The organism is Prevotella sp. OH937_COT-195 (genome assembly GCF_003932845.1).
Taxonomy (GTDB): domain Bacteria; phylum Bacteroidota; class Bacteroidia; order Bacteroidales; family Bacteroidaceae; genus Prevotella.
Window position 1 is genome coordinate 1 of the sequence record NZ_RQZH01000030.1, and the last position, 24,399, is coordinate 24,399.

Below are 24,399 nucleotides of genomic sequence, written 5' to 3' on the forward strand. Positions count from 1 at the left end.
CTGCGCAGATGTCAGCAAGCGGGCTAAAGCAGTCGGGAAGCGTAACGGCAATGGCAAATCTAAGCAAATGCGGTCTAATGACAGATTTGGGTTAAACAAATCAAGGTGTTGATATAGGCATTTTGGGGGTTTGTAGTTTTAAAATAATTTAAATCAACACAAATGTTACATCATATAATAATATTTTTTATTATCTTTGCCATTCGAAAGGCAAAAGTGACTTATGTGCTTTCTGCCTGCTTGAAAACATAAAAAAGAAAACAAGAAAAGTAACAAAAGATAAATGTTTGAGAATCTGAGTGACAGACTCGAAAGGTCTTTCAAAATACTGAAAGGTGAAGGAAAAATCACCGAAATAAACATTGCCGAGACACTCAAAGACGTGCGAAGGGCACTGTTGGATGCCGACGTAAACTACAAGGTGGCAAAGCAATTTACCGATACCGTTAAGCAGAAAGCCCTGGGAATGAACGTACTCTCGGCAATCAAGCCGGGGCAGTTGATGGTAAAGATTGTGCACGACGAACTTGCCGGACTCATGGGAGGCACCGCGGCAGAATTGCAACTTGCGGGTAAACCTGCCATAATCTTGATGTCCGGACTGCAAGGTTCCGGTAAGACCACGTTCAGCGGGAAACTTGCCAACATGCTGAAAACAAAGCAGCACAAGAAACCTCTGCTCGTGGCGTGCGACGTTTACCGTCCCGCAGCCATCGAACAACTGAAGGTTGTGGGGGCATCGGTGGACGTACCGGTGTTCTGCGAGCCTGAAAGCAAAGACGTGGTAAGTATCGCAAACCATGCACTTGCCGAAGCAAAGGCTAAGGGAAACGACGTGGTGATAGTCGATACGGCAGGTCGACTCGCTGTTGACGAAGAGATGATGCGGGAGATTGAGACGCTCAAAAAGGCGTTGAACCCCGATGAAACACTCTTCGTTGTAGATTCGATGACGGGACAGGACGCTGTTAACACGGCACGCGAATTTAACGAAAGGCTCGATTTCGACGGTGTGGTACTGACGAAACTCGACGGCGATACACGCGGAGGTGCCGCACTATCGATACGGACGGTGGTGACAAAACCGATAAAGTTTGTCGGTACGGGAGAGAAAATGGAGGCCATAGACGTGTTCCACCCCGAGCGAATGGCAGACAGAATACTCGGAATGGGCGACATCGTATCGCTTGTGGAGCGCGCACAGGAACAGTATGACGAGGAAGAGGCGAAACGCCTGCAGAAGAAGATAATGAAGAACAAGTTCGACTTCAACGATTTCCTCGGGCAAATACAGCAAATAAAAAAGATGGGAAACCTTAAAGACCTTGCGGCGATGATTCCCGGAGTGGGCAAGGCTATAAAGGATGTTGATATAGACGATGACGCTTTCAAGGGTATCGAGGCAATAATACAGAGCATGACACCCAAAGAAAGAACAAACCCGGAGATACTCAACACCAGTCGCCGCAACCGCATTGCAAAGGGCTCGGGAACCAACATTCAGGAGGTGAACAAGTTGATAAAGCAGTTCGACCAGACACGCAAAATGATGAAGATGGTAACGAGCGGAGGCATGAAAGGAATGCCGATGCCCAACATGCCGAAAAGATAAAGGCATACAGATAGTGAATAATGTTTTTCTTAAATAATAATATACGTGCATACTATGAACACAAGCAACAATAATGCAACAGTCGAATTTAAATTGATTGACGGAAAAGCAACCGCTGCGAAGATTAAAGAGGAGATAAGACAAGAGGTGGAAAACCTCGTGAATCAGGGCAAGAAACGCCCGCATCTCGCGGCAATCCTCGTAGGGCATGATGGTGGCAGTGAGACATACGTCAAAAACAAGGTGCTGTCGTGCGAGGCGTGCGGCTTCAAGTCGTCGTTGATACGCTATGAGCAAGATGTCACCGAGGAGGAACTGCTTGCCAAGGTGCGCGAGATGAACGAAGACCCGGACATTGATGGTTTTATAGTACAGATGCCGCTGCCTAAGCACATAGACGAACAGAAAGTAATCGAGACCATCGACTACCGGAAAGACGTTGACGGGTTCCACCCGATAAACGTAGGGCGTATGGCAATAGGTCTGCCATGTTTCATCTCTGCCACACCGCTCGGTATAATCACTCTGCTGAAACGTTACGGCATAGATACTTCCGGAAAGAAGTGTGTTGTGCTGGGACGCTCGAACATTGTGGGTAAGCCCATGGCACAGTTGATGATGCAGAAGCAGTACGGCGATGCCACCGTGACCGTATGCCACAGCCGTTCGAAGACATTGAAGGAGGAATGCCGCAATGCCGACATAATAATAGCGGCAATAGGGCGTCCCGACTTTGTTACGGCAGACATGGTGAAAGAAGGAGCCGTTATTATAGACGTAGGTACGACAAGGGTGGCAGACGAGACACGCAAGAGCGGTTTCAGACTGAACGGAGACGTTAAATTCGATGAGGTTGCACCAAAGTGTTCGTATATAACTCCGGTTCCCGGCGGAGTGGGTCCGATGACAATCTGCTCGCTGATGAATAATACACTGGAAGCATACAGGAGAAAATGACAGCCGAAGAATATTATAAGCAGGGCAACGAATACAGACAACAAGGTAATTTTAGTGATGCAATAAACTGTTACCTTGAGGCTATAGCCTTAGATCCTGAAAGCCCTGCCGTCGAGGCGAAACGAATGCTCGACGACATACTTAACTACTATTGTAAAGACATGTACAACCCCTGAAAACCGTTCGGTCTTGGCTGTGGCTGCGTGGTGAACAGGACAAAAAAAACATTATGGCAAAATTTAGAGGTGCTATCGTGGTAAATACCGACCGATGCAAAGGCTGCTCGCTGTGCGTGGTGGCATGCCCAAAGGACGTTATCGCCCTCGAAGCAAAGAAAGTGAATGTCCATGGATACCCGTTTGTGGAAGCGGTGCACCCCGATGATTGTATCGGTTGCGCATCGTGCGCTACGGTGTGTCCTGACGGATGTATTACAGTTTACAAAAAACGTATGGAGAATTAAGCTATGGCAGAACAAGAAGTAACCCTTATGAAAGGCAATGAGGCGATAGCCCATGCCGCAATCCGCTGTGGCACTGATGGATACTTTGGGTATCCCATCACTCCGCAGAGTGAAGTAATCGAGACGCTTGCCGAACTGAAACCATGGGAGACCACCGGCATGGTGGTGCTTCAGGCCGAGAGTGAGGTGGCGTCTATAAACATGGTATATGGCGGTGCAGGTGCCGGCAAGCGTGTAATGACATCTTCGTCGAGCCCCGGCGTGGCACTGATGCAGGAGGGCATTGCATATATGGCGGGTGCCGAACTGCCCGGAGTGTTTGTCAACGTGCAGCGCGGAGGTCCCGGACTCGGAACCATACAACCGTCGCAGGCTGACTATTTCCAAGCAACGCGCGGCGGTGGCAACGGCGACTATTATGTAATAACACTTGCACCGAACAGCGTACAGGAGATGGCCGATTTCGTTGACCTTGCTTACGAACTGGCTTTCAAGTACCGCAATCCGGCAATGATACTCTCTGACGGCGTAATAGGACAGATGATGGAGAAAGTCATTCTGCCTCCATACAAGCCACGTCGTACCGAGGAGGAAATCCGCAAGGAATGCCCGTGGGCAACATGCGGACGAACGAAGGATCGTCAGCCTAACATCATAACATCTCTCGAATTACAGTCTGAGGAGATGGAGAAACGAAATATTCATCTTCAGGAGAAGTATCAGGAAATACGCGAAAAGGAAGTGCGCTTCGAGACACAGCAACTCGAAGATGCCGACTATATGATAGTAAGTTTCGGGTCGGCGGCACGCATATCCGAGAAAGCTCTTGAACTTGCAAAGGAAGAAGGAATGAAAGTCGGACTGTTCCGTCCGATTACTCTGTGGCCGTTCCCGACCAAGCAAATCGTTGAGGCAGCACGCGGCAAGAAGGGTGTGCTCGTTGCCGAGATTAATGCCGGTCAGATGGTGGAAGATGTTCGTCTTGCCATCAATGGCGCCCTGCCTGTGGAACACTTTGGACGTTTGGGTGGTATAGTACCCGAACCGGATGAAATCGTGAACGCTATCAAAACCAAACTGATGTAAGCCATGGAAAAGAATGAGATTATAAGCCCGGAAAACTTAGTATATAAGAAGCCGACGCTGATGAACAACGTACCCATGCACTATTGCCCGGGATGTTCGCACGGTGTTGTACATAAACTCGTTGCAGAGGTAATAGAGGATATGGGAATGGAGGATAAGTCTATCGGAGTTTCGCCGGTTGGTTGTTCCGTATTTGCATATCGATATATAGACATAGACTGGCAGGAGGCTGCACACGGACGTGCACCGGCAGTTGCCACGGCAATCAAGCGTATGTGGCCGGATCGTTTGGTTTTCACCTATCAAGGAGACGGTGACTTGGGTTGTATCGGTGCGGCCGAGACAATACATGCTCTCAACCGCGGCGAGAACATAACGATAATATTCATAAACAACGCCATATACGGAATGACCGGCGGACAGATGGCTCCGACTACTCTTATAGGACAGAAAACTGCCACATGTCCTTACGGACGCGAACCGCAACTGCATGGTTATCCGCTGAAAGTACCCGAGATGGCTGCCTTATTTGAGGGAACCTGTTTCGTGACACGTCAGAGTGTTGATACCGTGGGACATATCACAAAAGCAAAGAAAGCCATACGCAAGGCTTTCGAGGCTAATATGGCAGAAAAGGGATCGTGCTTGGTAGAAATTACATCTACATGTAACAGTGGCTGGAAAATGCCGCCGGCAAAGGCAAACGAGTGGATGACGGAAAACATGTTCCCGTTCTATCCGCAGGGAGATCTTAAAGACACAACAAAAGAGTAAGGAGGAAACACACTATGAAACATGAAATAATTATATCCGGTTTCGGAGGACAGGGTGTCCTTTCTATGGGAAAGATTCTCGCTTACTCCGGACTTATGGAGGATAAAGAAGTTACTTGGATGCCGGCGTACGGTCCGGAGCAACGCGGCGGAACAGCCAACGTGACAGTTATTGTGAGCGATGACCGCGTTTCGTCGCCTATCCTGAGCAAGTATGATATTGCCATAGTGCTCAACCAACCGTCGCTTGACAAATTTACACCTAAAATCAAACCGGGTGGTATTCTTATCTACGACGGTTTCGGAATCATTAATCCACCGGAGCGCAAGGACATAAATGTATATCGTATAGATGCGATGGACAAGGCTGCGGAGATGAAGAACTCGAAAGTGTTCAACATGATTGTACTCGGCGGACTGCTTGAGGTTTGTCCCGTGGTGAGTGACAAGGGGGTTGAGAAAGCTCTCTACAAGACTCTTCCCGAACGGCATCACGGTTTGATACCTCTTAACATGGAGGCTATCAAGGCCGGTCGCTCAATCATAAAGAAGATGTAATTGCTTTGTGACTTTAATATAATAAGCCTGCCGCATGGTAATTTTCATTATCTGCGACAGGCTTATTACATTTATATGTTTATTACTTGTATTCCTCCGTATGGTGTAAGATGGCGGAAACAACCGTCCTCGGGAAACAGCCCGGCATATACTCCGGCACATATAAGCACTCCTCCGTGGGCGAAAATTGCAACACGCCGGTAGTCGCATTTGCACAGTTCGTTGAGGAAGCATGCCACCCGACTATACACCATGCGGTAACTCTCGCCGTTGGTTGCCGCAAGGTTCATGTAGTCTTCATACCATTTCATTATCTCCGGGTCGTGCTTTTCGATGTCTTCGTAGCGCATCATTTCCCAGTCGCCCATGTTCATTTCCTTAAGTCTGTCATCAATTTCGGGATTTTCCCAGCCGCAGAACATTGCCAACTTTCGTGCTCTCGTAAGTGGTGATGAGAATACTTTGTCGAACTCAATTCCTTCCATTTTTCCTTTGGTGACAGTTGCTTCCTGCTCGAAAGTGTCTGCCACCGGTACATCGCTCCAACCGTAGCATGTCCCTTTGGGCACTCCCACGCTTGTGTGTCTTATCATATATACTTCCATGTTTTATCGTTTTTCGTTATATTGGAGAATTGCTATATTACTACCATTGTCAGGTAGAACGACAGTTCTATGATTAGGAAAAGTGCGCCGCAACAGTCGCCGGTGTACCCTTTTATCTTTCGCAACATCATATAATAAAGGAAATACATCACTATGCATGGCACGAATATAAGCAAATCCCAACGCAGATTAAGCCCGTTGATGCCGGCATATATAAGCGGCAGCATGGGCAGCATACCCTGAATGAACAGCATTATCGATGCCTTTATGTTCATTTTTCGATACACAGTGTGCATCTTACTTGTCTCTTCGGTGCGTGCGTATGGCAGGAACATGATTATTTGTGCTGCAATCATCTTTGAGTATGCGTCTCCTGCCAAGATGACAATGCTTGCAACAGTGGGTGTAAGTGTATAAAGTGCTGCATAGAGTAGTGCGAAATACAAGATAAGTCCCAGAACTCCATAAGTTCCGATGTGCGAGTCTTTCATTATCTTCAGTATGCGTTCGCGGTCGTTACCGCCACCTCCGAATCCGTCTAAGAAGTCGGCAAGTCCGTCCTCGTGCAGTGCCCCCGTCAGCATTATTCGTGCAATGATGGCAAGTACGAGTGCTATGTGGAACGGAAACAGCATGCTTCCGAAATATACTGTCGCCGCCATAACGCCTCCCGTGAGCCATCCTGCCAGCGGCCAGTTCTCGACAACTGTCTTATAACATTGTTGTGGCGGTTGGTAAAAATGCCACAGCGGCAGTCGTGTAAAGAAAATCAGTGCGGCATAAATTCGCTGCCACCATTTAGTTTGGTCTATGTTTATTTCCATGTCATTGCAAGTTCGTTGTCCGTTGCTTTTCCTTAAAGAATATTTTAAATGATTTTTTAAAAGTATTTTGTTATATGTGCGTTGTCGAAATTGTTCATCTCGTTTACCATCTTCACGGCACTCTCTATTATGGGGTAGGAGCATAATGCGCCCGTTCCCTCGCCGAGTCTCATTCCCAGATTAAGTATCGGGCGTACATTCATCAGTTCCAGCATGCGTCTATGTCCGCTCTCGTTGCCGCAATGTCCGAATATGGCATAGTCGAGAACGTTTGGGAAAAGACGCGATGCAGCCAGCATGCATGCCGACATTATGAAACCGTCAACCATTACCAGCATTCCAAATTCGGTTGCGCGAAGCATTGTTCCGACAGCAGCCACCATTTCGAAACCGCCAAAGTGGCGTATTATCGTTTTAACATTGTCTTTTGTCCGTTGCCGACAATCAGTTGTTTGTTGTTCGTTGAATTTTTCTACCGCTTTCCTCAACACCTCGCGTTTGTGCGTTACTCCGTCATCGTTGAGTCCCGAACCAATTCCGATGCACTCGTCAAGCGGAATATTCCCGAACAAATGCATCCATATACTCGATGGTGATGTATTGGCAATCCCCATCTCTCCTATGCATATTATGTTGCAGCCTTTATCTTTACAGCGTTCCGCCATCTCTACTCCGACACTTATTGCCTTGTCGAACTCTTCCTCGTTCATTGCCGCTTCGTACAGAAAATTCTTTGTTCCGTGTGCAATCTTTCGGTTTATTATATCGGTGTTGTCGCTTAGGTCGTGGTCAACTCCCACATCAACAATCGATAGTTTGAAGCCATGTTGGCGGCAGAACATGTTTACTCCGCCTCCTCCGTTGGTAAAGTTTTTCATTTGTTGCCATGTCACGTCTCGCGGACTCACACTCACTCCTTCTCGCTCTATTCCGTGATCTCCTCCGTATAGTATGTGGCACGGACATTTCAGTTGCGGCGTAAGTGTCTGTTGTACCATACATATCCGTTCTGCCAGCGTTTCCAGCATTCCCAACGAACCTTTCGGTTTGTTGAGATTATCTATCTTTGTGCGTATTGAATTGCGTAATTTTTCGTCAGGTTTTCGTATATTAAAGTCTTTCATTGTATTATTAAGTTTTTTTGTTATGCCTCATCCTTTTATCTTAACGGGAATACCGCTTACCATAAGTATCACCTCGTCGGCATGTCTCGCAACATATTGGTTCATCCAACCCTGTAGGTCGGTAAAGCGTCTCTGTGTGAAATCGGTGCTTACCCCTCCGCTTCCTATTTCGTTTGTAACGAATATGAAAGTGGCATCTTGTTCCGTGAAACGGTCGAACTCTTCTTCTATTTCTTTCAATGCCGCGTCAACCGTCGGCTGTTCCCATTCTTTTGCCGTTTGGTTGTAGAAGAAATTTGTACACCAAAGCGTTATACAGTCTATTACCGCCACCTTATTATATATATTGTGTCGGCTCAGCCATTTCTCCTCTTCTATGTTTTCCCACTGCCTGCCGCGCCTCTCCTGATGACTTTGCACCCGTCTGCGAAACTCCTCGTCCCATATATGAGCCGTTGCCATATATACCGGATTTTTGCTCAGACTTAGTGCAAGTTGTTCTGCGTATGCACTTTTTCCGGAGCGTTGTCCGCCTGTGATCAATATAATCCTTTTCATGTTGCGAAATTACAAAAAAGAAGTGAGAAAAGGTATGTATTTCTTATTTTTATTAACTTATGTCAATAAAACATCTTTAAATATGCTATTTTTATATTGAAAGATTTGGTAGTTTCAATATCTTTTTATTACTTTGCACAAGATAACGTTTTTTTGAAATTTATAAAAATATAATAAATAACTGATTGATTAATTAAAAACAAAAGAAAAATGAAAAAGTTATTCGTACTTTTTGCTGCCACAGCAATGACACTTGGTGCATCGGCTCAGGTTCTTGAAGAGAGCAAGACGTTTGACAACTGCTACATTGGTATCAATGGCGGAGTTTCGACAAAGATGACAGGTCAGAACGGTTGGCTTGGCGGTCTTAACCCAAATGCCGGTCTGCGTATAGGTCGTTGGTTTACCCCGGTATTCGGTATTGCGGTTGAAGGCAATGCTTATTTCTCAAATAAGTCTATGGAACCGGGTTTCATGCCGGAGAAGAAGACATTTGTACGCTATACCAACGTAGGTGCAATCACTACCATAAACCTTAGCAATTGGTTCGGAGGTTACCCCGGCGAACCGCGCTCTTTCGAGGTTATGGCAATTGCCGGACTTGGTTGGGGACATCAGTTCGGAACAAACGACAAGATGAAGTTGAACAACCTCAATAACACCACGGCAAAGGCTGGTTTGGACTTTGCATTCAACCTCGGTGCCCAAAAGGCATGGCAGATTTATGTTGAGCCGGCGGTTACATGGGGACTCAACGGTCCTGCGGCAATAACTATTAATGGCAGATATGTAGAAAAGACATACACAGGGACACAGTTCAACGTGAATCGCGCCAACTTCCAGTTGAACGCAGGTGTAGTGTACAAGTTTAAGAACTCCAACGGGACACACAACTTCAAGATTGCAACCTTGTACAACAGTGCAGAGACAAACCGTCTTAACAGTATCATCAACGGTCTGCGCAAAGACCTTGATGCAAAGGATCGCAATATTGCACGTCTCCAGAAACAACTCGACGAGTGCAACGCACGTGTATGTCCTGAGTGTCCTGAGTGCAAGGAGGTTGCAAACCTTCAGCCTACGGTTATTTTCCGTCAGGGAAAGAGCGTTATCGATCCTGCACAGTATGCTCCGATAGAACTCATCTCCAACTACATGAAGAATCACCCGGAGGCAAAGGTTAAGATTGACGGTTATGCTTCTCCGGAAGGTTCGCTCGAAATTAACAAGAAACTGTCCATCGACCGTGCAAATGCAGTCAAGAACGCACTCGTGAAGAAGTACAAGATTGCAGCCGGCCGTCTTACCGTTGAGGGTCACGGTCCTACGGACAAACTCTTCGAGCAGGTTGAGTTCAACCGTGTTGTGACATTCAACGACACTACGAAATAATCCTGTTTGTCAGGTTTTCGTTTACTTAAACAACTCCCGCTTCTCTTGTTACAGAGGAGCGGGAGTTTTGTTATATATGGTAATTGTTTCGCATTCTCGTTTTTTTTTCATACCTTTGTGGTATTGAAAATTAGTATAAACACGCATCGATTATGGAAATAACGGAAAAGGTTGGGATATATGAGAATATGGCAGAGCCGTTCCACTGCGATTTCAGTCATCGTCTGTTCATGGGTCATTTGGGCAACCACCTGTTAAATGCTGCCGACTTCCACAGCCGTGACCGCGGCTTCGGCATGGATCGTCTCAACCCGATGAACAAGACATGGGTATTGTCGCGCCTTGCCATAGAGATGGACGAGATGCCTGTGCAGTATGAGAAATTCTGCGTTGAAACATGGATAGAGAGTGCCATGCGTTACTTTACAAACCGCAGTTTCCGTATCACGTCGGCTCCGAACTCACTTAACATGTCATCGCCGACAGCAGTTAAATCCAAAATTTACGGTCATGGCAGGAGCGTATGGGCAATGATAGACACCGTTACAAGGCAGCCATGCAGCATATTCGACGTGAATGACGGTGCCGTGATACATTATGTTGAAAGTGAGAAAGAGAACCCTATGGACAAACTGTCGCGCGTAAAGATAGGCGACGGAGCGAAACTTGTATCGTCCATAGATACGCATTACGGCGACGTTGACGTGAACGGACACATCAATTCGGTGAAATACATCGAGCATGTACTCGACTTGTTCCCCGTGGAGTGGTACATGAAAAACCGTCTCCGCCGCTTCGACATAGCATACGTTGCCGAATCGCATTACGGCGACAAACTTAATTTTTACAGTGAGACAGATGTTTCCGACGCGCGTTCATTCAAGATACGCATAACAAAAACGCCCTCTTGTGGCGGAGCAGAGGTGGAAGTATGTCGCTGCAAACTACAATTTGTTGATGCCGGCAAGTAGATATTGATAATTATTTACGATTGTTTGTCAAGCCTGAATGAAAATAAAACTGCCGTTCATTCTTATTTTCTCTTCGGATAGAAGGTCTTCAAGAGCCTCGTCGATTATTTCGGAGTCAATGTTGATGCGTCGCAGTTCTGTTATGTGATGACGCTTTCCGTCGCCCAACAGTTCCGCTATACATTGCTTTGCCGGTGACAGACGCTGTTGCGAGAGATGATTTGTTTTGCGTTCGATGCACACATCGCACTGTCCGCAGTTATCCGACCGCATCTCTCCGAAATAACCCAACAGCATTCGCGAGCGGCATTTACCGTCGTTGTTGGCATACTCCGTCATTTTCTTTATGCGTTTTTCCATTTCGCTCTTTCGGTCGTCATACACCGAGGGTGTCAACACAATGTCTTCTCCGTCCTCCCTGTCGCGCAAATATGTTATATAAGGTGTTTTTTTCTGCGGAATGAAATGCAGGATATGTTTCGCGTCAAGTGCTTTCAGTAGTGCATAAACCTCCACTGTGCTCATTCCCGCCTGCTGTGCAATAAAACTCTCGTTCACATACTGATAATCTACAAACAATCCGCCGTAACAGCGCAGCAGAGCGGTAATTATGGCATTCTCACTGTCAGAAAGGTGATTGAGCCGGTATAGTTCTTCACGTCCGAGCGTGAAATGCAGTCGTGCGCGGTTGCCGTTCTCCTCATCGTATATTATATATCCGGCACGTGTCAGGATATTAAGTGCCGACTCCACCTGCACCGGAAAATGTTTGAACGCCACACAAAACTTGTCCATGTTGAACTCCTTTGTTACTCCACAACCGTCGCCCACAGCCATTTCGTAGAAATATGCAAGGTGTTCGTACACTTTTTGCACATATTCTTTGGCAGGAAAGGTGTCTGTTATGCGTTTTATAAGTTTGCTGCTGTCGGCGTTGTTATAAAGCAGCACGGCATAACTTTTCTTGCCGTCGCGCCCGGCGCGTCCCGCCTCTTGGAAATAGGCTTCGAGCGAACTGGGGCAATCCATGTGTATCACCACTCTCACATCCGGCTTGTCTATTCCCATTCCGAAAGCGTTTGTAGCCACCATCACGCGCACTTTCGACGTGCTCCACTCCTCTTGTCGCATACTGCGTACTTCACTGTCTAATCCTGCATTGTATGCCAGTGCGTCGATGCCGCTTTCCGTAAGCAGTCTCGCAAGTTCCACCGTGCGTTTCCTGTTGCGCACATAAACTATCGCACTGCCTTTCACCGAGTTGAGGATATGCAGCAATTGTTCATCCTTGTCGGTGGCATGTCTGACTATATATGCGAGGTTTTTGCGCTCGAAACTCATCTTGAAGACATTCTTCCGGCGAAATCCCAGCCGTTCTTGAATGTCATCCACCACCTCGGGCGTTGCCGTTGCCGTAAGTGCGAGTACCGGCGCGTCGGGTTTAAGTTGTCTTATCTTTATTATTTCGAGATACGACGGACGGAAATCGTACCCCCATTGGCTTATGCAGTGTGCCTCATCTACCGTGATGAAACTCACCTCTGTATGTTTGATTTTTATCCGGAAAAGTTCCGAAGAGAGCCGTTCGGGCGATACATATAGCAGTTGTATCCCTCCATAAACACAATTCTCGAGTGTGGTAAGCACCTCTGCATGGCTCATGCTACTGTTTATGTATGCCGCCCTTATGCCGAGTTTTCGTAGGTTTGTCACCTGATCTTTCATCAGTGCTATGAGTGGTGTTATCACGAGGCACACCCCTTTCATTGCCATTGCCGGCACTTGGAACGTTATCGATTTGCCCCCACCCGTGGGCATCAGTCCCAGTGTGTCTTGTCCGCTGCCGATGCTTTCTATTATCTCATGCTGAATCCCCCGGAAATCATCATATCCCCAGTATTCTTTCAGTATTGTTCGATAGTCGTTCCGGTTCGGCATCTTTTGTTGATTGGCAACTGTCAACCGACAACCGTCGGTTCTCCATTCCGGTCTTCCGGTTTAATGTCTTCTATCTGCAGTTGCACGTCTCCTTTTTTGAACACGTTGTCTTCAATGGTATATGCTATGCTGAATGCCCGCTTGCTCTTTATGTAGCGTACCGACTCGCTCTGTCCGAAAGCGATGCCGTTCATAACGTTGTTCGAGTTGGAGTCAACCAATTCCAGTTTTATGTGTTCCTGTCGCCTTCCCACCACCTTGCTCGTACCGAAGTCATACACCCCTCTTGTCACGAACAGCGGTTTGGTGTTTGCCGGCCCGAACGGTGCGAAGCGTTTCAGGTCGTTGTGCAATTTTCTTGTGACATCTTTGAAATAAATCTCTGCATCGATGTCGAGTATCGCCTCTGTTTGTTCTTTGCGAATATTCTCTTCTACATATTTCTGAAATCGGCGGCGGAATTCCGGCAAGTCGTCCCATTTCAGCGTCAGCCCTGCGGCGTATGTATGACCGCCGAAGTTAACCAAAAGGTCGCGGCAACTCTTTATGGCTCCGTAAATGTCGAAGCCTTTCACGCTGCGTGCCGACCCGGTAGCCATGTCGCCGTCGCGTGTCATAACCACCGTCGGACGGAAATACAGTTCGGTAAGTCTCGATGCCACTATGCCAATTACGCCTTTTTTCCAATTCTCATCATACAGCACTATGCTGCTTTGGTGGTTTCGGCTGTCTATTCTTTCAACGATCATGTTCGCCTCTTCGGTAATGTGTTTGTCGATGTCCTTGCGTTGCTCATTGTACTCGTTGATGTTATGTGCCTTTTCGAGTGCCGCCAATATGTCTTTCTCCACCAAAAGGTCAACGCTCATTTTGCCGTTCTCCATTCGTCCCGAGGCATTTATGCGCGGTCCTATCTTGAACACAATGTCGCTCATGGATATGTCTCGACCGTTCATTCCGCAGATGTCGATTATGGCTTTCAGTCCGATGTTCGGGTTTTGATTCAACTGTTTCAGTCCGTGGAATGCGAGAATGCGATTCTCGTCGGTCACGGGAACGATGTCGGCGGCGATGCTCACGGCACAGAGGTCGAGCAGGGGCATCAGTCTTGAGAACGGTATGCCGTTATTTTTGGCAAATGCCTGCATGAACTTGAATCCGACCCCGCAGCCGCAAAGATGCTTGAAAGGGTAGGAGTCGTCGGGGCGTTTCGGGTTAAGTATTGCCACTGCCGGCGGCATTACATCGTCCGGAACGTGATGGTCGCAGATAATGAAATCTATGCCAAGGCTTTTGGCATAGACAATCTCATCGACTGCTTTTATCCCGCAGTCGAGAATAATAATGAGTTTGACACCTACTTCTTTGGCATAGTCTATTCCCTTGTAACTCACGCCGTAGCCTTCTTCGTAGCGGTCGGGTATGTAATACTCTATGTTGGAATAGTACTGTTGCAGAAATTTATACACAAGAGCAACGGCGGTGCAACCGTCAACGTCGTAGTCGCCATATACCATGATGCGTTCCTTGCGCCCCATGGTGTCGTTCAGTTTGTCAACGGCAATGTCCATGTCCTTCATCAGGAACGGGTTCAGCAGATCGCCGAGTTGCGGACGAAAGAATCGCTTGGCTGCCGACTCTGTCGTTATGCCGCGTCTTATCAGGATTGAAACCAGCACGGGCGACATTCCCAACTTCGCGGCAAGTTCTTCAGCCGCTTTCTGTTGTTCCGGTGATGGTGTCTCGTGGTTCCATTTAAAATGCATTTATATTGTTTTTATTTCTTTCGTAATCATACGCCTCTCCCCACCATCGTAAATCACCGGCAGAACCTGCTTTTGTAATTACGCATGCGTGGGAAAGGATGTTTTATGAATTGCGCAAACGCGCCTCCAAAGTTAGCAAATAAAAATGATATATACAAATTCGGTATAAACTAATTTCTGTGTAATTTCTTTTTGCTTTTTGTTTTGCCTTCTTTCGTAAAGCAATTTCGGCGGTTTTATGTTGCAATTTCGGCGAAATTGTTTGGCAAAACCGCCGAAATTGGTTGTGGTTATGCCGTGTGCCGCACGTTGTGTTGCCGCATGCGAATATTAAAACGGCTTGCTGCCCCTTTTTGCTATTGGAGCGACAAGCCGTTTTTTGTATTTTCAAGTCAGGATATTTATTATATTCCCAATTTCTTGCGTATATCCTTTGGTATGGCATTCTTGTTCACGAGGTAGTCCATTGTCTTGGCTGCGACATAGGCCTTTGTCATGTACCATGTGCCTTTGTAGTCGCCGTATTCTCCCCATGAGTTCTTTACCATGTAGTATTCCTTGCCGTTCTGATCCTTTGCCAGTCCGTAGATGTGCATGCCGTGGTCGTCGGTCAGTTCCCATTTATCGAAACCTTCCTGTCTCATTTGCTGTGTGGGAACTATTTCGGGTGCGTTTATGCCGAGCGAGTCGAGTTTGTTCTTCTTCTCTCCCGGTTTGAGTTTCAACCAGCGTGCGGCATCGCTTCCTGAGAGGCTCTGCACTGCCTTGGTGTCGTATGCGATGCCGAGACCCTTGCGTGTGAAGCCTTCTTCGCTCACGTCACCGCCCCATGCTATGGTATATCCGTTGTCGAGTGCGTTGTCTATGATGCGCATCATCTCGTCCATCGGCACATTGTAAGAGCGATCCCAACGCCAGTTGTCCTGAACTTCTACCGGGAATGAGGTGTAGAATGGGTGGTGTGTGTAACTTGTTATGCTCACATAGTCGTTCCAATTGATGCCGAGGCTTTCTGCGAACTGCTTCGGGGTGTATGTTTTTCCTTCATATACGAATTTCTCCGGGCACTTGCCGAGGTATGCATCTATGATGCCCTGCAATCCGACACGCCATTGATTCGATATTTTCTTGGCCTTGTTTTTTGCCACTGCGTCAACGAATGGTGACATTACATCGAAGAACTCGTTGAAATTTGCGAGCGAGTCGCCCTGCATTGTGCCGGGCAACGGCATTGCCGTTTCCGGACAAATACCGTGACGTTTTATGATGTCGAGAACGTCACCTGCCGATCCTCCTTGTGAGAATTGGCTGTCACCATGCATGCGTACGGTAAGTATGGCACGCTCCATGTAGTCCTTGTTGGCAATGAACATCTCGCAGAGATCCAAGTTTTTGCCGCTTGCTTTCAGTATCTCGCTCTCGAAGAATGAGAGTGTAGAGTATGCCCAGCATGTGCCGGAGCGGCTTTGGTCTTTGATACTTGTGATGGGCATAGCCTTGATGGTGGTGAACACAGGCTTGTTCTTGTTTTCTTCCTTTTCCTGTGCCATTGCGCCTGTGGCGAGCATTGCCACCACGGCGAGCGTTAAGATTTTCTTCATTGTTGTTTGGGTTTTCTTTATTTATTAAATAATTAAATTTCACATTTGTTTAATCGCGTGATTTTTCTACATCCACAAATCGATGCGGTTGTTTGCCATATACTCCTCTACGTCTTTCGGGTGGTACGGAATGATGTCCTTGCCGAGGAATCTACAGCCGTCTGCCGTTATCAGTATGTCGTCTTCGATGCGTATTCCGCCGAAATCCTTGTATGTTTCCAGCAGTTCATAGTTTATGAAATCGCGGTGCATACCGCGTGCGCGCCAATCGTCGATGAGTGCCGGAATGAAATATATTCCCGGTTCGTCGGTGACAACGAAGCCCTCTTGCAGTCTTTTTCCGCATCGCAGACTCGCCGTGCCGAACTGACTCGAAGGTTGTATCTCGTCATCGAAGCCGATGTAGTTCTGTCCCAATCCTTCCATGTCGTGTACGTCCAAACCCATCATGTGACCCAATCCATGTGGCAGGAACATTGCGTGTGCTCCCGCATGCAGTGCCTCGTCGGTGTCGCCTTTCATCAGCCCCACCTCCTTGAGGCGTTCTATCATCATCCGGCATACGCCCATGTGTACGTCGTAGTAGAGTACGCCGGGTTTCGAAACACTGAGCGCGTAGTCGTGACATGCTTCCACGATGCTGTATATTTCGAGTTGACGCTGTGAGTATTTCCCGTTTACGGGGAATGTGCGGGTGTTGTCGGAGCAGTAGTTTTCGGCATTCTCTGCGCCCGAGTCGCACAATGCGAGACGACCGCTTTCGAGTATGTCGTAAGACGGTGTGCCGTGCATTATCTCACCGTGCTGCGTGAATATGGTGGCAAAACTTACCTGCTCGCCCATCGAGTGTGCGATGCCATCGACTTGTCCGCCTACATATTTCTCGGTCAGTCCCGGTCGTGTCAGGCGCATTGCCGTGGTGTGCATCTTATAACCTATGGCACATGCTTTCTCTATCTCTGCAATCTCGATGTCGGTTTTCACCTGACGCATTTTTATTACTGCTTTTATCAGTTCTACCGATGCGGCCTCTTTCTGTTGCGAAGGGTGAATGCCGAGCAGATCCATTATTTGTATCTTGGTGTCGAACCGGTATGGCGGAAGAAAATGTATGGTGCGCCCGGACTTCTTCGCATCATTGCAAATTGTTTGCAGTTGAGCCATCGGTCGGCTGTCGCTGATACCTACCTGTGCAGCCATGTCGCTAACGCTGTCAACCGAGCCGTACCATACTATGTCCTCGATGTCGATGTCGTTGCCGATGAGTATTTCGCGGTCGTTGTCGCAGTCGATGACACCGACCAGTCCGTCGCGGCGTTGCCCGAAATAGTATAGGAACGATGAGTCCTGACGGAACGGGTAATACGAGTTTGAAGGATAGTTGTTTGGCGACTCGTTGTTGCCGAACAATATTATTACACCGCTTTTTACCAACTTTTTCAGTTGTGTGCGGCGTTGTGAATAAACCTCTTTGTTAAACATGATTCGTTGTTTTTCAAATGACGATGCAAATATACGAATATTATTTATAAACTAACAAATATTATTTCTAAATAAATGTAAACGAATGGTATATACTCTTTTTGATGTCATATTTTGTCGTAGTAATAAACGGATTGTATTTTTTTTGTTATCTTTGCACCGTAATATCTTATGTGATGGAGATTGACAGGAAAACCGGATTGGTACTTGAGGGAGGCGGAATGCGTGGCGTGTTCACCACGGGTGTGCTTGATGCGTTTATGAAGCACGACGTTTATTTTCGTTATGTGGTGGCAGTATCGGCGGGAGCGTGCAACGGCATGTCGTATATTAGTCGGCAACCGCGCAGGGCACGCATATCGAACATCGATTTTATGGGGCGTTACGACTATATCGGACTGCGTCATCTGATAACACAAGGGTGCATCTTCGACAGGAAACTATTGTACGAAGATTTCCCCAACAAACTGCTGCCTTTCGATTGGGATACGTTCTTTTCAAGCCGGACGGAATATGAAATGGTGACGACAAACTGCCTGACGGGAACTCCGTGTTATCTCTCCGAGAAGTCAGACAAACAGCGTGCGCTCGACATTGTGCGTGCATCGAGTTCGTTGCCGTACGTAAGCAAGATGGTTATGGTTGACGGTGTGCCTATGCTCGACGGAGGTATAATTGACAATATTCCAGTGATGCGTGCCGTGGAGAAAGGGTATCGCAAAAATGTTGTGGTGTTGACGCGCAACAAGGGATTCCGCAGTACCGGCAAGGATATTACGATTCCGAACATAATGTACAAGAAATTCCCGCATCTGTGCGAAGTACTCGGCCGTCGCATCGCCATATATAACGCCCAACTCGATATGGTTGACCGTCTTGAGAGCGAGGGAAGCATCGTTTGCATACGACCGGAACGACCGATGGAGGTTGGCTTGATGACACGCGATGTGGAAAAACTCGAACGTCTTTACGAGGAAGGTTTCAAACTCGGAGAGAGATTCTTGAAAGAAGATTAGAAAATACTTTACGGGTGTTGAGAATATTTCCGGCCAATATTTGTATGTGAAATAATGTCGTTGTTGGCGCAGCAGTTGTATTGTTGTACGTTTTTGTGCAGTGTAATACCGGTGTGCGGCAAATCTTTCTTGCTGCCATGAAAAGCCTGCCGCGCACAATGCGGTTTGTTGTTATTTGAGCAAGTCGGGTCGCAGTCGTCTGGTTCTTTCCACCGCCTGATCCATTTCCCATTGTTTTATCTTGGCCTCGTGACCGCTTAGCAGAATGTCCGGCACTTTCCAACCCTTGTATTCCGCCGGTCGTGTGTATATCGGTGCTGCGAGGAGATCGTCTTGAAAGCAGTCTGAGAGTGCACTCTGTTCGTCGCCGATTACGCCCGGCACTATGCGCACCACGGCGTCTGCGATGATTGCCGCAGGCAGTTCGCCACCCGTGAGAACAAAATCTCCGACGCTTATCTCGCGTGTTATGAGATGATCCCGCACCCTTTGGTCAACGCCCTTGTAGTGACCGCACAGTATAATGATGTTCTCTTTGAGCGACAAATCGTTCGCGGTGTGCTGGTTGAACGGCTCTCCGTCCGGCGAAGTGAATATCACCTCGTCGTAGTGTCGTTGCTCTTTTAGTGCCGATATGCACCTGTCTATAGGTTCTATCTGCATTACCATTCCTGCGAAGCCTCCGTACGGGTAGTCATCTACTCGTCGCCACTTGTCCGTGGTGTAGTCTCTGAGGTTGTGCAGGCATATCTCTGCCAGTCCCTTTTTCTGTGCCCTTGCCAATATTGACTCTCTTATGAAGCCTTCAATCATTTCCGGCAGCACGGTTATAATATCTATTCTCATTAGTGCATGTCTGTTTATCCCCGTATGTGCGTCATTCTTTGTCTCTTTTGTTTACGGGGCTTCAAAGTTAGTTATTTATTCGCTAACGGGCAAGTTAATGTCGGTTTTTATATTGGTTTGCATTAAAAAGCGACCCTTCTGCCATTGTTTCGGCAGAAGGGTCGAGGCTTATTCGTATATCTTTATTTTCTCTTCTCCTTTCAGTGCGCGGTATGCGTTGTTGGCAAGTGCGGCGAGTTCGTCCTCTCCCGGATATACGAATACCGGTGCGAGATATTCTATGCGCTTCTTGATGCCCTCGCTAACATATTTGCTGTGTGCTATGGCACCTGTTAGTATCACGGCATCTACATGACCGTAAGTTGCCGGTGCGAGCGATGCAAGATGCCGTGCTATGCTGTATATCATTGCGTCGAGAACCAGTTTTGCGTGTTTGTCTCCCTCGTTTATTCGTTTCTCCACTTCGCGTACGTCGTTGGTACCGAGGTGTGCAGTCAGTCCGCTGTGTCCGTTTATCTTTCGCAGCATCTCCTCTTCGTTATATTTTCCGCAGAAGCATAGACGTATTATGTCAACCGGTGATATTGCCCCGGCTCGCGATGGGCTGAAAGGTCCGTCTCCGCTCAGGGCATCGCAGCACTCTATTGCTCTTCCGTGATGGTGCATTGCGAACGAGATACCGCTTCCGAGGTGGCACACTATCAAATCCTGTTCCTCGTATTTCAGTCCGTTTTCGCGGCAATGTCTCTTTGCTATCTCGCGTTGGTTCAGCGCGTGCCATATCGTGCGGTGCGGTGTTTCGGGGATTCCGGTGATGCGAGCCACGTCGTCTAGTTCGTCCACCACACCCGGATCCACGGTAAATGCGCGGCAGCCCGGTATGTCTTTCGCCATGGCGAGTGCTATTAGCGACCCGAGGTTGCAGGCGTGGTGCAGGCGCGGGTGTTTCGTGTCTTCGATTACCTTGTCGTTGAGTTCGTAAACCCCGCTCTCTATTGGCTTAACGAGTCCTCCTCGTCCCACTATTACATCGAAGTTCATGTCGTATCCTCGGTTTTTCAGTTCGGTGACAATGGTATCCTTGCGATAGTCGAACTCGTCCATGATATTCGGGTATTTGCACAATTCTTCGTATGGGTGATTGATGCATTCCTTCATTACCATCTTCTCGTCTTCGAACACTCCAAACTTTGTTGAAATCATTCCGGGATTTACTGCGAGTATCTTCATATAAGTTTTAAATTAGATGTTTTTCTTTTATTACTTATTATAATATGTGGTTTATTTCCTTTCCATTGATGCTTGCAGACATGCCATTGCGAGCGAGTTGAGTTTTGTGTCTGTGCTGTCGCTGCGCGAAGTGAGCGATATTGGACATGCCGCACCCATCAGTCCCACGGCAAGTTGTGCGTCTGTGAATGCCGTCAATGTCTTGTAAAACACGTTTCCTGCCTCTATGTCCGGCATAAGCAGCACGTCACTCCGTCCTTCGAGCCTGCTTTTTATTCCTTTTATGTCTGCCGATTCCTTGCAGATGGCACATTTCAAGTCTGTCGGTCCGTCAACTATTGCCTTTCCGAATTCTCCTCGTTCGCATTTTTCTATTAGTTGTTGATAATCGAGTGTGATCGGGAATTTATCCGATACTTTCTCTGTGCAGTGTATAAGTGCGATGCGCGGTTCTTCTATCCCGTATGCCGCCGCCAGTTTTACGGCGTAACGTATTATCGCCTCGCGCTGCTCGAGTGTGGGGTATGGTATTACCGCCGGGTCTCCCATGAACACTATTCTTCCCAGCATCGGCAGGTAGATTGCGCTCAAGTGTGTCAGCACGTTCCCTTTCGGCAGCAGTCCTTGCTCCTTGTTCAGCACCGCGCGCAGCAACACATCGGTGTTTATTATGCCCTTCATTATTACGTCGGCTTCGCCCCTGCGTACCATTGCCACCGCTTCGTTTGCCGACTGTTGCGGGTCGCCCGTGGCAAAGTTCTTTACTACTGCCCAGCCTTCTTTCACGGCTTTCTCCACCGCCTCGCCCGAATGCTCGTCGGTTGCTTCAACTGCTGCCACGCGACATGGTGCGCCCCGGCGCAGTTTTTCTCTCAATTCTTCAAAGTTGTGTATTGTATTCATACTGTTTTTACATATAGGTTGCAAAAATAATATTTTTCTTTTTACCTCCAAAAATAATTGCACATTTTTTATGATTTTGTGCTAAAATTGCCGAAAAATAGGATATAATGCTCTTTTTGTGTTGTTCGGTCTGTGCTTGTTTTTTATTGTCCGACATGGTAAAACCGCCGAAATTAGTTGGCAATTTGGGCGTTTTTGGTGTGCAATTCCGCCCAAATCATTTTTCGTGCGGATACATGTCGCAGACACGGTTGTTGGAAGTGTCACACGGAAAGCATGTCAAGGAAATCCTGCTCGGACATTAGCGGTATGCCGAGTTTTTCTGCTTTCTGCAGTTTGCTCGGTCCCATGTTTTCGCCTGCGAGTATGAACGATGTTTTTGATGATATGCTCCCAACGTTTTTCCCACCGTTCCGTTCTATCATCATTTTATACTCTTCCCGACTGTGATGTTCGAAAATGCCGCTTATCACAATCGACTTTCCTGTCAGCAGGTTGCTTGCCGGCGACATCTGTCCGTCTGCGAGCGACATTTGCAGTCCGTTTTCGCGTAGTCGTCGTAGTATTTGGAGATTCTGTTCGTTTTGGAAATACCCTGTTAAGTTGCGTGCCATAACCTCGCCGATGCCTTCCACTTCTTGCAGTTCTTCCTCGGTTGCCGCCATTAGCGAGTCAATGTCTTTGAAATGTCTGGCAAGCAGTCGTGCCGATGTCTCGCCCACGAAACGAATGCCGAGTGCGAACACGACACGCTCGAAAGGCACTTTGCGCGAGGCATCGATGCTCGCCACGATTTTTCTTGCCGATTTCTCCCTGCTCCCGTCGCCGTTTATTTGGTTGACGGTTATGTCGTACAGGTCGGCAATGTTGTGTATCAATCCGCGGTTGTAGTAGTCGTCTATGGTCTCCGGACCGAGCGAATCGATGTTCATTGCGCGCCTGCTTATGAAATGTTCTATCCGTCCCTTTATCTGTGGCGGACATTCGGTGTCGTTCGGACAGTAGTGAGCCGCCTCCCCGTCTATTCGCACCAACGGTGTGCCGCACTCCGGACAGCACCTTGCAAACCTTACAGGCTGCGACATGAGAGGTCGGTTTTCAAGATCTACACCCACGATTTTTGGTATTATCTCACCGCCCTTTTCCACATACACATAGTCACCGATGTGTAGGTCGAAACTGTTGATGAAATCCTCGTTGTTAAGCGTTGCACGCTTTACGGTTGTCCCGGCAAGTTGCACCGGTTCCATGTTTGCCACCGGAGTCACTGCTCCCGTGCGTCCCACTTGGTAGGTTACTTCCACGAGTCGGGTGCAAGCCCGTTCCGCCTTGAACTTATAGGCTATTGCCCATCGCGGACTTTTTGCCGTAAAACCCAGTGCGCGTTGCTGGCGCATAGAGTTCACTTTCAGCACTATACCGTCTGTTGCCACAGGCAGGTTCTTGCGTTCTTTGTCCCAATGGTTTATAAATTCGAAAATCTCTTCCACCGAAGTGGCTTTCTTGATGCAGTTCCCATTTCGTGGCACAACTTGAAATCCCCATGAAGCAGCGGTCATAAGGTTTTCGTAATGGCCATCGGAGGGCAGTTCGTCGCCAAGCATGTAATATAGGTAAGCATCGAGTCCGCGTTGCGCCACCACCTCGCTCTTCTGGCTTTTCAGTGTTCCGCTTGCGGCGTTGCGCGGATTGGCGAAGAGCGGTTCTTCGGCTGCTTCACGCTCTGCGTTCAGTCGCTCAAACGATTTCCACGGCATGAGAATCTCTCCTCGTATTTCAAACGATGGATGTTTCTCTGTTGTGGCTGCGGTGGTGAGAGTGGGGGATAGGTTTGTTCCTCGGTTGACGACGAGCGGTATTGTTCGTATTGTCTTCACGTTTTCCGTCACATCGTCACCCTGTACTCCGTCGCCGCGCGTCACAGCCTGTTTTAGCCTGCCGTCCTCGTAGTTGAGAGATATTGACAATCCGTCGTATTTCAGTTCGCAGCACACTTCGAACGGCTCGCCTGCCAGTCCACGTTCCACGCTTTCGAACCAGTCGCGCACGTCCTGTTCGTTGTAGGTATTGGTGAGAGAGAGCATCGGGTAGCGGTGCTTCACCTGTCGGAATTCTTGGTTAAGGTCGCTTCCCACGCGCCGGGTGGGTGAGTTCGGGTCGTCCATATCAGGATGCCGTTCCTCTAATTGCTGCAATTCTTTCATTAGGAAATCAAATTCCCTGTCGCTTATCGTTGGACTGTTCTGTACGTAATATCTATAGTTGTGGGCATGCAATTCCTTTCGGAGTTGCACTATCCGTTCTTTCTCTTCCATGTTGTGATAAGTGTTTGTTATTCTGCTTTTACTTTTCCTTGTACTTTTTTTCTTCATCGGAAGTAGGCGGGGCAAATTTTCCGCATGCAGTAGAATCAACATCTCTGGAAACTTTTCCTTTCAATACCGTTCCATCATTATCCTGGTCTTGCTGTAATTTTATGTAACGTTCGTAAGAATTCATATCTATGATACCACTGAATGCGTCAGGATTTTGTGTTGACTTTTGACTGCACGATGACAGTGCGGCGATACCGGTGCTTACGCCTATTATAGTTACAGCCTTGCCCAGCATGCGGCGCGCGTTAAGTTGTTTCTCGATGTATTTCACTTCTTGTTCGCATGCCGGACATGTGCCCCTGCATTCGCCTTTGAAGTT

The 24,399-nt window shown here is 47.8% G+C and carries 22 protein-coding genes and 1 pseudogene; 10 read left to right on the forward strand and 13 right to left on the reverse strand.

Features of this window, described 5'->3' with window-relative positions:
* Positions 1–283: 283 nt before the first annotated feature.
* From ffh to EII32_RS10065, 7 genes are read left to right on the forward strand one after another with little or no spacing between them, the layout of a single operon-like run.
* The gene (gene ffh / locus EII32_RS10035; protein ID WP_125235271.1) at positions 284–1,612 is read left to right on the forward strand and encodes a signal recognition particle protein; all 1,329 of its coding nucleotides are present in this window, start codon (positions 284–286) and stop codon (positions 1,610–1,612) included.
* A 54-nt stretch (positions 1,613–1,666) separates the two neighbouring features.
* Positions 1,667–2,569: a bifunctional methylenetetrahydrofolate dehydrogenase/methenyltetrahydrofolate cyclohydrolase FolD gene (gene folD / locus EII32_RS10040; RefSeq protein WP_125235272.1), complete on the forward strand. Its 903-nt coding sequence runs from the start codon at positions 1,667–1,669 to the stop codon at positions 2,567–2,569.
* Positions 2,566–2,745 carry a tetratricopeptide repeat protein gene (locus EII32_RS10045; protein WP_125235273.1) on the forward strand — a complete coding sequence of 60 codons (180 nt, stop codon included), beginning with the start codon at positions 2,566–2,568 and terminating at the stop codon, positions 2,743–2,745. Before folD ends, EII32_RS10045 begins: the two co-directional genes overlap by 4 nt.
* Positions 2,746–2,798: 53 nt before the next feature.
* Positions 2,799–3,032, forward strand: a complete 234-nt coding sequence (locus EII32_RS10050; RefSeq protein ID WP_125235274.1) for a 4Fe-4S binding protein — start codon at positions 2,799–2,801, stop codon at positions 3,030–3,032.
* A gap of 3 nt (positions 3,033–3,035) precedes the next feature.
* Positions 3,036–4,118: a 3-methyl-2-oxobutanoate dehydrogenase subunit VorB gene (locus EII32_RS10055; RefSeq protein ID WP_125235275.1), complete on the forward strand. Its 1,083-nt coding sequence runs from the start codon at positions 3,036–3,038 to the stop codon at positions 4,116–4,118.
* 3 nt (positions 4,119–4,121) lie between these two features.
* On the forward strand, positions 4,122–4,892 hold the full coding sequence (locus EII32_RS10060; RefSeq protein ID WP_125235276.1) for a thiamine pyrophosphate-dependent enzyme: 771 nt from the start codon (positions 4,122–4,124) through the stop codon (positions 4,890–4,892).
* 14 nt (positions 4,893–4,906) lie between these two features.
* Positions 4,907–5,449, forward strand: a complete 543-nt coding sequence (locus EII32_RS10065) for a 2-oxoacid:acceptor oxidoreductase family protein (RefSeq protein WP_125235277.1) — start codon at positions 4,907–4,909, stop codon at positions 5,447–5,449.
* A gap of 71 nt (positions 5,450–5,520) precedes the next feature.
* Here EII32_RS10065 and cobC read toward each other — a convergent pair whose 3' ends face one another.
* Genes cobC through EII32_RS10085 form a run of 4 tightly spaced genes read right to left on the reverse strand, consistent with a single transcriptional unit; the run spans position 5,521 to position 8,560 of the window.
* On the reverse strand, positions 5,521–6,054 hold the full coding sequence (gene cobC / locus EII32_RS10070) for an alpha-ribazole phosphatase (RefSeq protein ID WP_125235278.1): 534 nt from the start codon (positions 6,052–6,054) through the stop codon (positions 5,521–5,523).
* A gap of 32 nt (positions 6,055–6,086) precedes the next feature.
* On the reverse strand, positions 6,087–6,878 hold the full coding sequence (locus EII32_RS10075) for an adenosylcobinamide-GDP ribazoletransferase (RefSeq protein WP_125235279.1): 792 nt from the start codon (positions 6,876–6,878) through the stop codon (positions 6,087–6,089).
* A gap of 56 nt (positions 6,879–6,934) precedes the next feature.
* Positions 6,935–8,002: a nicotinate-nucleotide--dimethylbenzimidazole phosphoribosyltransferase gene (gene cobT, locus EII32_RS10080; RefSeq protein WP_125235280.1), complete on the reverse strand. Its 1,068-nt coding sequence runs from the start codon at positions 8,000–8,002 to the stop codon at positions 6,935–6,937.
* Positions 8,003–8,029: 27 nt separating this feature from the next.
* Complete coding sequence (locus tag EII32_RS10085; protein WP_125235281.1) at positions 8,030–8,560, reverse strand: bifunctional adenosylcobinamide kinase/adenosylcobinamide-phosphate guanylyltransferase; 531 nt, start codon at positions 8,558–8,560, stop codon at positions 8,030–8,032.
* A 210-nt stretch (positions 8,561–8,770) separates the two neighbouring features.
* Between EII32_RS10085 and EII32_RS10090 the strand changes: the two genes are divergently transcribed.
* Positions 8,771–9,952 (forward strand): OmpA family protein, encoded by a 1,182-nt coding sequence (locus EII32_RS10090; protein WP_125235282.1) that lies wholly within the window; start codon positions 8,771–8,773, stop codon positions 9,950–9,952.
* 152 nt (positions 9,953–10,104) lie between these two features.
* Positions 10,105–10,923 carry an acyl-[acyl-carrier-protein] thioesterase gene (locus EII32_RS10095; protein ID WP_125235283.1) on the forward strand — a complete coding sequence of 273 codons (819 nt, stop codon included), beginning with the start codon at positions 10,105–10,107 and terminating at the stop codon, positions 10,921–10,923.
* 27 nt (positions 10,924–10,950) lie between these two features.
* On the opposite strand, the gene EII32_RS10100 is transcribed toward EII32_RS10095, so the two are convergent.
* From EII32_RS10100 to EII32_RS10115, 4 genes are all read right to left on the reverse strand, one after another.
* The gene (locus EII32_RS10100; protein WP_125235284.1) at positions 10,951–12,861 is read right to left on the reverse strand and encodes an ATP-dependent DNA helicase RecQ; all 1,911 of its coding nucleotides are present in this window, start codon (positions 12,859–12,861) and stop codon (positions 10,951–10,953) included.
* Positions 12,862–12,881: 20 nt separating this feature from the next.
* Positions 12,882–14,627 (reverse strand): single-stranded-DNA-specific exonuclease RecJ, encoded by a 1,746-nt coding sequence (gene recJ, locus EII32_RS10105; protein WP_125235285.1) that lies wholly within the window; start codon positions 14,625–14,627, stop codon positions 12,882–12,884.
* 404 nt (positions 14,628–15,031) lie between these two features.
* A complete protein-coding gene (locus EII32_RS10110; RefSeq protein ID WP_125235286.1) occupies positions 15,032–16,228 on the reverse strand; it encodes an aminopeptidase C in 1,197 nt (398 codons plus the stop codon).
* 66 nt (positions 16,229–16,294) lie between these two features.
* Positions 16,295–17,710 (reverse strand): aminopeptidase P family protein, encoded by a 1,416-nt coding sequence (locus tag EII32_RS10115; RefSeq protein ID WP_125235287.1) that lies wholly within the window; start codon positions 17,708–17,710, stop codon positions 16,295–16,297.
* Between the two features lie 176 nt (positions 17,711–17,886).
* Here EII32_RS10115 and EII32_RS10120 point away from each other — a divergent pair, with 176 nt between their 5' ends.
* Positions 17,887–18,726 (forward strand): patatin family protein, encoded by an 840-nt coding sequence (locus tag EII32_RS10120; protein WP_125235288.1) that lies wholly within the window; start codon positions 17,887–17,889, stop codon positions 18,724–18,726.
* 171 nt (positions 18,727–18,897) lie between these two features.
* Here EII32_RS10120 and trmD read toward each other — a convergent pair whose 3' ends face one another.
* The 5 genes and pseudogenes from trmD to EII32_RS12180 all read right to left on the reverse strand — a co-directional run.
* Positions 18,898–19,572 (reverse strand): tRNA (guanosine(37)-N1)-methyltransferase TrmD, encoded by a 675-nt coding sequence (trmD, locus tag EII32_RS10125; RefSeq protein WP_125235289.1) that lies wholly within the window; start codon positions 19,570–19,572, stop codon positions 18,898–18,900.
* A gap of 168 nt (positions 19,573–19,740) precedes the next feature.
* The gene (gene buk / locus EII32_RS10130) at positions 19,741–20,802 is read right to left on the reverse strand and encodes a butyrate kinase (RefSeq protein ID WP_125235290.1); all 1,062 of its coding nucleotides are present in this window, start codon (positions 20,800–20,802) and stop codon (positions 19,741–19,743) included.
* Positions 20,803–20,853: 51 nt separating this feature from the next.
* Positions 20,854–21,705, reverse strand: a complete 852-nt coding sequence (locus tag EII32_RS10135) for a phosphate acyltransferase (protein WP_125235291.1) — start codon at positions 21,703–21,705, stop codon at positions 20,854–20,856.
* A gap of 263 nt (positions 21,706–21,968) precedes the next feature.
* Complete coding sequence (gene ligA, locus EII32_RS10140; protein ID WP_125235292.1) at positions 21,969–24,020, reverse strand: NAD-dependent DNA ligase LigA; 2,052 nt, start codon at positions 24,018–24,020, stop codon at positions 21,969–21,971.
* A gap of 28 nt (positions 24,021–24,048) precedes the next feature.
* Positions 24,049–24,399 (reverse strand): annotated as a pseudogene (locus EII32_RS12180) (hypothetical protein); the annotation flags it as partial.